Here is a 9566-nt window from a genome sequence, read left to right on the forward strand (position 1 = left end):
TCCACCGTCACCGACAACGACCCGACCAACTGCGCCGGCACCGTCGAGGACTGCTTCAACTGATCGACGGTCAGCGAACGGATCCGCGCAGCCGTCCGGCCCCCTGCCACCTCGGTGGCAGGGGGCCGGACCGTCGTCAGGTCAGCTCTGGACGAAGACGGCCACGCTGCGCGCCGGCACGGTGAAGGTGCCGCTCGCCGGGTCGAACGAGGCGGTCCGCAGTACCGGGTCGACCGAGTTCCGCAACACCGGGTGCAGGGCCACGCTCGCCCCGCGCAGGCCGGTCACCGTCTGCTCCGCCGCCGCCGGCGTGCCGTTGAAGACCACCGTCACCGACTTCCACTCACCGTCCAGTCCACGGCCGTCCAGGGTCATGGTGAGCACGCCCGGGGTCTCCTGCTCGCCGGAGAGCGGGAAGGCGACCCGCTTCTGCACCTGGTCGGCGGTGGCCAGCCCGAAGACCGGCGACGACCGCCGAACCTCCAGCAGCTCCGCGTACCGGGCGTCGGCCAGGTTGATCGCCGCGCAGTCCGGCACCAGCTTCGGATCGGCCAGCAGCGGCTTCGCGTACGACCACTTGCTCTCGTTGTCCTGTGCCGGGGGGAGACCGGCGCCGAAGCCGTTGCCCTGGGCGCAGTCCCAGCGGATCTGGTTGAACCAGTCACCGGAGTTGAACGAGTTGCGGTCCAGCGACTTGGAGCGCAGCCGCTCCGAGCCGGCCGTCACGAAGCCCGTGCCCTGCCCGAAGGCGGTGGTCGCCAGGGCGAGCACCTGCATCCGGGCCCGGTCATGCGCTGAGGTGCCCTGCGGCAGCTTGTACGCCAGCGCGTCGTACAGGATCTCGTTGTCGTGCGCGTCGACGTAGGTGACCGCCTCGCCCGGCGCGGCGGTGTAGCCGGCCGGCGCGCCGTTGTAGTCCACCTGCGCGCCGGTGACCGTCCTCCCGGAGGAGTCGGTGAACCGGTAGCCGCGCAGGTTGCCGGTCAGCCCGACCTTGATCAGGTCCTGGGAGTGCAGCAGCCGCGCCTTCTGCTCGGCCGCCGACCCGTTGACCGGATCGCCGTTCGGGTCGGTGTACAGCCCGGAGGCGAAGCCCTGGATCCGCGGGTTGCCGTCGAACGGTCCGCCGCCACGGACCGCGTCGCGGAGCCGGTCGTTGAAGGTGCCGATCCCGGTGCCGGCCATGTTGGCCTGGGTGGCCTGCACGAACCGGGCGTCGTCGGCGACCTCGCCGAAGTTCCAGCCCTCGCCGTACAGCAGGATCTTCTTCCCGTCCACGCCGTCGCGCGCCACGGTGAGCTTGTCCAGCGCGGCTCGGACGGCCAGGATGTTCGCCTTCGGGTGGTGGCCCATCAGGTCGAACCGGAAGCCGTCCACCTTGTACTGGCTGGCCCAGGTGACCAGGGAGTCCACCACCAGCTTGCCCATCATGGCGTGCTCGGGCGCGGTGTTGGCGCAGCAGGTCGAGTTGGCGACGCTGCCGTCGGACAGCAGCCGGTGGTAGTAGCCCGGCACCACCTGGTCGAGCACCGACTTGGGGTCGGTGCCGGCGGCGGAGGTGTGGTTGTAGACGACGTCCATCACCACGCGCAGGCCGGCCTGGTTCACCCCGGCGACCATCTGCCGGAACTCCGTGGTCCGCTGCGCCCCGGCCGGGTCGACGGCGTAGCCGCCCTCCGGCACGGTGTAGTGCAGCGGGTCGTATCCCCAGTTGAAGCCGTCCTTCTCGGCCACCGCGGCGACGCACTTCTGCTGCTTGTCGGAGTCCGGCGGCAGCGCGGCCAGGTCGCAGGCGGGCTGCTGCTGGTCGGCTCGCTTCTCGGGGATGGTGGCGAAGTCGAACGCCGGCAGCAGGTGCAGGTAGTTGACCCCCGCGTCGCCGAGCGACTTCAGGTGCTTCATGCCGACCGTGTTCGGGTCGGTGAAGGCGAGGTAGGTGCCCCGCCGCTCGGCCGGCACGCTCGCGTCCGCGACGGAGAAGTCCCGGACCGACAGCTCCTGGATCTGCGCCTTCGACGACGGCACGGCCGCCGGCTTGCGCAGCTTCGCCCAGCCGGCCGGCGCGAGGCCCGGGTCGTTCAGGTCGACGATCTGGCTGTGCGTCGAGTCCGGTGCCAGTGCCACCGAGTACGGGTCGGTCACCGCGGCGGTGACCATCTTCTGCACCGCCGGCTGCCAGGCTTCCACCTGGTACCGGTAGTACTTGCCGTGCCACGCCTTGGTGCCGCGCACCGACCAGACGCCGGTGCGGTCGTTGCGGCTCATCGACACCGTCTTCGGTTCGGCGGCCGGCGAGTCGAACAGCTGCAACGCCACGGTGCGGGCGGTGGGCGCCCAGACCGACAGGGTGGGCACGTTGCCGGCGAACGTCGGGCCCAGATTCGCCGTGGTGGCGGCCCGGTAGACGTCGTCGAGCACGCCGGGGATCTGCACCCCGGTCGCGCCGAGCAGCGTGCCCTCGGCGTCCCGCTCGGTCACCGCGAGCTGCCCGCGCAGCGCCGCCGGCACCTTCGCCAGGTCCGCCTGGTCGAGGCTGAAGGCGTGGTAGGCCCACAGGTGCGGGTAGGCCGTCCGCTGGGCCTCGGTGAGCCCGTTGCGCTGCGCCCGCAACGGCAGCGTGACGTACGTCCCGGCCAGCTCACCGTCGGCGATGCTCAGCCCGCCGGTCGGGGCGGCGACCAGGGCGTACCGCTTGCCGTCGGTCGGCCCGGTCTCCCAGGCGACGGTGGACCGGTCGATCCACTGCGCCCTCTGCTTGGTGATGTCGACGTCCTTGGCGAACCCGGAGGAGGTGGCGGGCAGCAGCCGCCCCTTGACCCCGGCGAGCAGCCAGACCTCGTGCCCGGCGGTGGCGAAGTCCAGCCGCTGGTCGTCGGGCTGATCCTTGGTGTCGCCGTTGTGGATGATGTAGCTCAGCCCGGTCGCCCCGGCAGCCAGCGGCACCCGGAAGACCGCGCCGAAGGAGTCGACCTTCTCCGGCTTGAGCGGGCTGCCCCAGTCGGTCGGGTTGGCGGCGCCGTCCCACAGGTGCAGGCCCCAGCCGTCGTAGTTGTTGTCGGCCTTGCGCCAGTGGATCACCGCGGTGCTCTGGTCCACCGCCGGATCGGGCTCGCCGGTGGCGGCCTGCCGGGTCGGGTAGAGCGCGCCGTCGCCCTGCTTGACCCAGACCTCGCCGGTCTGCGTCACGTCGATGGTGCGGTCGTTGCCGACGTCCTTGTTGCCGTTGGAGTCGACCACGAGGAAGCCGACGGACTTGGCGCCGGGCTTCAGCTTGACCCAGGCGAACCGGCCGAACGAGTCCTCACCGGCGAACGGCTGCCCCTTGGGCCACTCGGTGGCGTACGCCGGGTCGATGTCGCCCCAGGTGTAGAGGCCCCAGTCGTCGTACCCGCCGGCCGGGCGCTGGTAGTGCACCACCGCCCAGTCCCGCGAGGCGCTCTGCGCCGGGGTGCCGACCACGCCGGTGGCGCGGGCGCTGGCCACCCGGCCCTTGCCGTCGCGGACCACGGCCTTGTACTCGACCTTCGTCCCCCCGGCCAGTCCGGCCAGGTCGTGGTGGACGGTGTACGGGGCCTTGTGCGCGCTGCCCAGCAGCGTCCACTTGCCGCCGGGGACCCGGGCGGCGAAGGTGACGGTGGCCAGCGGGTCGCCGGTGACCTGGGCGGTGACGGCGGCCTTGGTGGCGACCGGGGCGTCGCCCGGCGCGGTGATGGTGATGCCCGGCGCGGCGCCGGCCTGCGGGATGGCGCGGTCGGCCTCGAGCACCACGGCGGACATCGCCGGCACGGTCAGGCTCAGCTTGCCGTCGGCGGCGGCCGTCGAGGTGGCCGAACCGCCGTAGACGCCGGCGAAGGTGGCGCCGGCCGACCAGGTGTCCACGGAGACAGTCTGCGCGGTGGCGGCGTTGTTGACCGCCACGACGTACTCGGTGCGGTCGGACGGCAGGATCCGGGAGAAGGCGAAGACGCCCGGCCCGTCGGCCGCGTACCGGGTGACCTGGACGCCGTCCCGCAGCGCCGGGTGGGCCTGCCGCAGCTCGCCCAGCTCCGCGATGGTGCGGTACAGCGGGTGGCTCTTGTCGTACTGGTCGCTGGCGTGGGTGCGGGTGGTGCCGATCAGGTCGTCGTCGAGGTAGTCCGCCGTCTCGCTGGCGAACATGTCCTGCCGGGCGTCCTTGTCCCCGCCCGGGCCGGTGAAGCCCTGCTCATCGCCGGAGTAGACGACCGGCTGGCCGCGGGTGAGGAACATCAGCTGGTGGGCGAGCTGGTCGCGGCGCAGCTGGCTGGCGTCGTCGCCGCCGGTCGCGGCGATGAACGAGCCGATCCGGCCCATGTCGTGGTTGCCGAGGAAGGTGGTCAGCCGGTTGGCGTCGGTGTCCCGGGCGGCGTAGAGGTCGTCCCGGGCGTACATGTCGGCGAGCGCCTTGGCGGAGCCGTCGGCGGCGGTGTAGCCGCGGGCGGCCTCCTGGAAGGAGAAGTCGAGGGTGGCGGGCAGACCGCCCTTCCGGACGTACGTCGACTCGATCTCCTGGTCGGCGCTGTAGACCTCGCCGAACATGAAGAAGTCCTTCTTGCCCGCCTGCTCGGCGGCCCGCTCGATGCCCTGGCTGAACTGCGGCCAGAAGTCGAGGTTGGCGTGCTTGACGGTGTCCAGCCGGAAGCCGTCGACGCCGGTGCTGCCGATCCAGTCGCCGTAGACCTTGGTCAGCCCGCGCACCACCTCGGGACGCTCGGTCCACAGGTCGTCCAGGCCGAAGAAGTCGCCGTACTCGCTGTTCTCGCCCGCGAAGGTCGAGTCACCGCGGTTGTGGTACATGGTCGGGTCGTTCAGCCAGGCCGGGACCTTGACGTTCGCGTCCGCCGCGCTGGCGAACGTCGGCGTGTACGGGAACGACGTCAGGTCGACCTTCGGGAAGTCCCGGGTGCCGTCGGCGTAGTTGCGGTCCTCGAAGGCCCGCCCCTGCGCATCCTGGTAGGGCGCTGTCTTCTTGTCGACGTACGCGTACCTGTCCTCGGCGTACCTGATGACGTCGGCGGTGTGGTTGACGATGACGTCGAGGTAGACCTTGATGCCCCGCTGGTGGGCGAGCGTGACCAGCCGCTTCAGCTCCTCGTTGGTGCCGAAGTGCGGGTCGACCTGGGTGAAGTCGGTGATCCAGTAGCCGTGGTACCCGGCGGAGACGTCCGCGCCGGTGCCCTGCACCGGCCGGTTCTTGAAGATCGGGGCGAGCCAGATCGCCGTGGTGCCGAGCCCATCGATGTAGTCGAGCTTGTTGATGACGCCCTTGAGGTCGCCGCCGTGGTAGAAGCCCTTGTCCTTCGGGTCGAGCCCGGTGCTCAGCCGGTCACCGGTGAGGCCGCCGGTGTCGTTGCGCTGGTCGCCGTTGGCGAAGCGGTCCGGCAGGACAAAGTAGAACTGGTCGGCCTGCGCGCTGTTGGCACCGGCCTTGAGCAGGGCCTCGGCGGACGGTTCCTCGCGCCACTGCGCCGCGCCGGCGGCCGCGAGGAGGTCGGCGCGGGAGGAGCCGTCGGTGGCGTCGGCGCCCAGTTGGTGAACGGCGACCGGCACGCCGACGAGGGCGAGGGTGAGGGTGGAGACCAAGGCGAGCAGGGCCTTGCGGGATATCGGCGGGGGTTTCATCGACGGCCTTCCTCTGGTCGCTGATTCGCCCGCACGCTAGCCCTTGCCGAAACATTCTGCAATACCTTGCAAACCAAGTCGCAACAAAGCAGTCACCTTGCGAAACAGAGCATCGACCGTGCCGCTCGGGACCATTGCGGACGGTGATCAGGATGCGGCCACCATCGGCCGGCGACGTGGACCGCGCGCCGGGTCAGAAGCCGGAGCAGCGCGAGTCGTTGACGGTGCAGAGTTCCGGGCGGGTCGTGCGGGTGTTCTCGACCTGGAACTGCAGCGGCACCGACCTTCCGGGCGCCAGGTCAGCCCCACTCCGGTACGTCAGGACGCCGTCGGACACGCGGCCACTTCCCCCCTCCGCACCGGCCACCCAGAACGCGACTATCCGTCCCTCGGGGAACGCCAGCCGCACCGTCCAGCCGCGGGGCGTCGAGTCGGCGTTGACGATCAGCACCTCACCCAGGAAACCGCCGTCCCAGGTGTTGGCCACCCCGTATCGCCCGGTCACCGACGGGCGCACCGGGGGTGGGGTCGGCCGTTCGGTGCCCCCACCACCACCCGCGCGCGCCGACGCGCTCGACGTCGGCCGGCCGGTGCTCGGCAGGACGGTCGACCGTGGCGACAGTCCGGGCACCGCCGGCGGGGTCCTGGTCGACGCCGCGCGGGACGGTGTGCCGGGTGGCAGGCCGGGCAGCGGGATGGTGGCGACCGGCGGACCCGGCCGGGCATCGATGTACGGCCGCCGCCCGCGGGTCGAGGCCAGCGCGAGGACCAGCAACACCACCATCACGATCACGCCGATCGACACCACGATCCAGGGCGAGGAGGCGATCGCGGTACTGGCGCCGGGCAATGGCCGGGTGCGACGCGTGCCGGACATGGCCCCTCCCCTGTCGGTCCCGTCGGGTGAGCGTAGCGATCGGGACCAATGCCGGAAAGTGCCCGGTCCCGGGCAGGCGTGCGGTCAGCCGATGGTGCACGCGTTGCCGTTGACGGTGCACTGACCTGGCCGATCACCGCTGCCCGTACGACTGAACCGCATCTGCACCACGGCGCTCTGCCCGGCGCCGAGCGGATCGGTGCCGCGCAGCACGAACCAACCGTTGCCCTGCGAGGTCACCGACAGCCCCGAGCCGGAGGACGCCTGGATGCCCTTCACATTGCCGGTGAAGAGCAGCTCCACCCGCCAGTCCTGACCCCGGGCGGACCCGTTGCTGACCGTCAGCCGGGCCTCGAAGTAGTCCCGCCCACTCGCCGTGGCCTGGTAGCGCGCGGCCAGCGCGCCGGTCCGTGGGGCGGCCGCCGTGGCGGGCGCCGACGCCGAGGCGGACGGCCGGGCGGAACTGGCCCGCCGCGACGGGGTGCTGCTGGCGGAGACGGTCGGCGAGGCGGTGGTGTCGACGGCGATCAGCGGGGCGTCGGTCGGCGCGGGGGACGTCGTCGTCTCCGCCACGGTGGGCAGGTAGATCGGCGGGGCCGGCGCCGGCGACGCCGACTGTCGCTCCGGCCCGCGCAGGGAGAGCAGGGCCACGAGCAGCAGGACGGTCAGCAGGCTGACGCCCAGCAACACCACGACCCAGGGCACCGACGTCAGCACCCTCGGTACGGACGACGACCCCGACCGTTCGTCGCGCCGCATGCTCATCAGGTCCCCCCTCGCCGGAGCCGACGCGCCAGCGTAGCCAGCGCGATCGGGCGGGGACAGCGGGCCCACCCCGATCCGGCCGTGCGGCGGGCGGGAGGCGGAAAACGGCTGGCGACAGGCGGCGGTTTGGGTCTACTCACGACCGTGCCCGCGCTGATCCCCGCCGAACGGGTGCCCGCCGGCCTCCTCGCCGCCACGACCCCTTCCTGTCCGGGGGCGGCACCCGTCAGGCGGTGCGGATGACGGTGCAGATGGCCGGGCCGTCCTCGGTGGCCCGCAGCAGGTAGCGGTAGCGCTCGCCCGGCACCGCCCCGCCCTGGCTGTCCAGGAACTCCCACCGCACCGCCACCTCGGTGAGCAGCGCGGAGATCTGCTGCACGTCCTCGAACTGCGCGTTCGCCGCGACGAGTTGGCGCTCCTGATAGTCCGGGGCCGCGCCGACGAAGGAGAGCGCCACCGCGGCCGGCGAGGTGAACGAGAAGCTGTAGGTGTCCGCGACCACCAGCCCGGGCAGGGCGTAGCAGCCGGCGATGGCGGGCACGTCGCCGGCGGTCAACGCCACGCCGTACCGGTCGAAGAAGTCGGTGAGCGTGTCGAGATCCGTCGAGGCCTTCACGTCGCTCTCAATTGCCGCGCACGCGCCACGGCAAACCTGGTCAGCGCGGCGGAATGCGTACCTCGATCTCGGCGCCGAGTTGCGCGCCACCGGTGAGGTCGAGGTCGTCGCCGCTCCAGAACCGCCCCGGGTCGTACCAGTTGGGACGGCGGCCGGCGGGCAGCAGCCCCATCGCCTCGTACGTCACCGCCACCACCTCGGCGCAGTACGCCGTCTCCAGCGCCCGGTCGCGCACCGGCACCCCGCCACCGTCCGGCGTGGAGGGTGTCCGGCGGCGCAGGTTGGGCACCCGCCCCCGGGCCCAGCGCCAGGCGAGCTGCGCGGTGGACGGGAAGGGCGTGCCGTCGAGGCGGGCGACGGTCCGCAGCACCGCCTCCTCCATCGCGGCGTCGGCCGGCGGTTCGAGCTGGCGCAGCCAGGCGCGCTGCCCGTACCGGTTCGCCCAGACGCAGACCGCGTCCCGCAGGTCGTGCAGCTGGACGCCGCGCTGATGGCTGCCGGTCCACATGTCCGGCAGGGAGCGGCCCAGCTCGGCATGCCACATCAGCGGCGGCATGTCGTCGAGCACCACGGCCATCCCGACGTGGTTCACCGGGCTGTTGGTGGTGAACTGGATCGCGCGATCGGGGACGCTGCGGCCGCGGAACACCCACACGTCACCGGTCCGGGTCAGCTCCACGGCCTCGTCCAGACTGATGCTCATGGACGACTACCCTATGCGGATGCGGCAACGGATGCGGTGGTGGAAGGTGCTCGGACTGGCCGGCCTCGCCGGCGTCGCGGCGTCCGGGGTGGTCATCGCCCGGGCGGAGCGGCGGCGACGGGCGTACACCCCGGAGGAGGTCCGGGACCGGCTGCGCGAGCGGCACGCGAAGGCCGCGGGGGCCGCGACGCCGGCCGACGACCGGCCCTGACCCGGCGCCCGCGCCGCTCACCCGCCGTCGCGGGCCGTCCTGCGCGCCGCCGCGTCGAGCGCCTCGGCGGTACGACCAACCACCGCTCCGCCGTCGTCCAGCAACAGGATCGGGCGCTGGATCAGCTCCGGGTGGGCGACCATCGCCGCGATCCAGCGGGGCTCCTCGGCGGCGTCGCGCGGCCAGTCGGCAATCCCCTGGGCGACCGCGACCGGCTCACCGGTCCGGCAGATGTCCCACGCGTGGGCGCCGAGCCGGCGTAGCACCTCGGTCAGCTCGGCCTCGCTCGGCGGCTGGTCCAGGTACGCCCGCAGCCGGTACGGCACCCGCGCCTCGTCGAGGGTGGCCCGGGCGGCGGCGCACTTCGAGCAGGCCGGGTTGTGCCAGATCTCCATGACCGACATGGTGGCAGACGCTGCATCCCGTCCACACCCGACGTCGGGCGCCGAGCGCGAGATCCCTTCTCGCGCACACCCGCGACTGGACGCCGACCGGCCGCCAGGAGCTCCTATCTGCCACTGTGCGGATCCGGGCCGGTCGAGCCCGGCGGGTCGTCGGGCGGTCCGTGGGCGCTTGTGGGCGACCTGGGCGGGCTGTCCGGTTCCGGTGGGACGTTCTGTGCCTGATGTCCGGTGCATGGCCCGGCGTCCCGTGGGTGGGGCACCCCGGCGGTGGAATGGCTGGCGGGCGGGGGTCGTTACACCCCCGGACGCCCGAGCAGGCCACTGCCGCCGGGCCGATCCCCTTCAAGACT

7 protein-coding genes are annotated in these 9566 nt (G+C 72.3%); 1 reads left to right on the forward strand and 6 read right to left on the reverse strand.

The window, feature by feature from the left end:
• Positions 1 to 141 precede the first annotated feature (141 nt).
• From pulA to ACFOYX_RS35885, 5 genes are all read right to left on the reverse strand, one after another.
• Positions 142 to 5640, reverse strand: a complete 5499-nt coding sequence (gene pulA, locus ACFOYX_RS35865; protein ID WP_322442880.1) for a pullulanase-type alpha-1,6-glucosidase — start codon at positions 5638 to 5640, stop codon at positions 142 to 144.
• A gap of 193 nt (positions 5641 to 5833) precedes the next feature.
• Positions 5834 to 6517, reverse strand: coding sequence for a cellulose binding domain-containing protein (locus ACFOYX_RS35870; RefSeq protein ID WP_322442879.1), 684 nt, complete (start codon positions 6515 to 6517; stop codon positions 5834 to 5836).
• 84 nt (positions 6518 to 6601) lie between these two features.
• Positions 6602 to 7282, reverse strand: coding sequence for a hypothetical protein (locus tag ACFOYX_RS35875; RefSeq protein ID WP_322442878.1), 681 nt, complete (start codon positions 7280 to 7282; stop codon positions 6602 to 6604).
• 226 nt (positions 7283 to 7508) lie between these two features.
• Positions 7509 to 7898, reverse strand: a complete 390-nt coding sequence (locus ACFOYX_RS35880; protein WP_322442877.1) for a hypothetical protein — start codon at positions 7896 to 7898, stop codon at positions 7509 to 7511.
• A 40-nt stretch (positions 7899 to 7938) separates the two neighbouring features.
• Positions 7939 to 8601 (reverse strand): hypothetical protein, encoded by a 663-nt coding sequence (locus ACFOYX_RS35885; RefSeq protein ID WP_322442876.1) that lies wholly within the window; start codon positions 8599 to 8601, stop codon positions 7939 to 7941.
• Here ACFOYX_RS35885 and ACFOYX_RS35890 point away from each other — a divergent pair.
• On the forward strand, positions 8600 to 8812 hold the full coding sequence (locus tag ACFOYX_RS35890) for a hypothetical protein (RefSeq protein ID WP_322442875.1): 213 nt from the start codon (positions 8600 to 8602) through the stop codon (positions 8810 to 8812). The genes ACFOYX_RS35885 and ACFOYX_RS35890 overlap by 2 nt on opposite strands.
• A gap of 17 nt (positions 8813 to 8829) precedes the next feature.
• Here the strand turns inward: ACFOYX_RS35890 and ACFOYX_RS35895 are convergent, their stop codons facing one another.
• Positions 8830 to 9207: an ArsC/Spx/MgsR family protein gene (locus tag ACFOYX_RS35895; RefSeq protein WP_322442874.1), complete on the reverse strand. Its 378-nt coding sequence runs from the start codon at positions 9205 to 9207 to the stop codon at positions 8830 to 8832.
• Positions 9208 to 9566: the final 359 nt, after the last annotated feature.

This window comes from Micromonospora sp. GCM10011541, from assembly GCF_042650725.1.
GTDB classification, from domain to species: domain Bacteria; phylum Actinomycetota; class Actinomycetes; order Mycobacteriales; family Micromonosporaceae; genus Micromonospora; species Micromonospora sicca.

Excerpts from the sequence above, each read along its gene's own strand:
- ACFOYX_RS35885 (WP_322442876.1), bottom strand. The coding sequence starts at position 8,601 with ATGAGCATCAGTCTGGACGAGGCCGTGGAGCTGACCCGGACCGGTGAC.
- ACFOYX_RS35890 (WP_322442875.1), top strand. The coding sequence starts at position 8,600 with ATGGACGACTACCCTATGCGGATGCGGCAACGGATGCGGTGGTGGAAG.
- ACFOYX_RS35875 (WP_322442878.1), bottom strand. The coding sequence starts at position 7,282 with ATGAGCATGCGGCGCGACGAACGGTCGGGGTCGTCGTCCGTACCGAGG.
- ACFOYX_RS35895 (WP_322442874.1), bottom strand. The coding sequence starts at position 9,207 with ATGGAGATCTGGCACAACCCGGCCTGCTCGAAGTGCGCCGCCGCCCGG.
- ACFOYX_RS35870 (WP_322442879.1), bottom strand. The coding sequence starts at position 6,517 with ATGTCCGGCACGCGTCGCACCCGGCCATTGCCCGGCGCCAGTACCGCG.
- pulA (WP_322442880.1), bottom strand. The coding sequence starts at position 5,640 with ATGAAACCCCCGCCGATATCCCGCAAGGCCCTGCTCGCCTTGGTCTCC.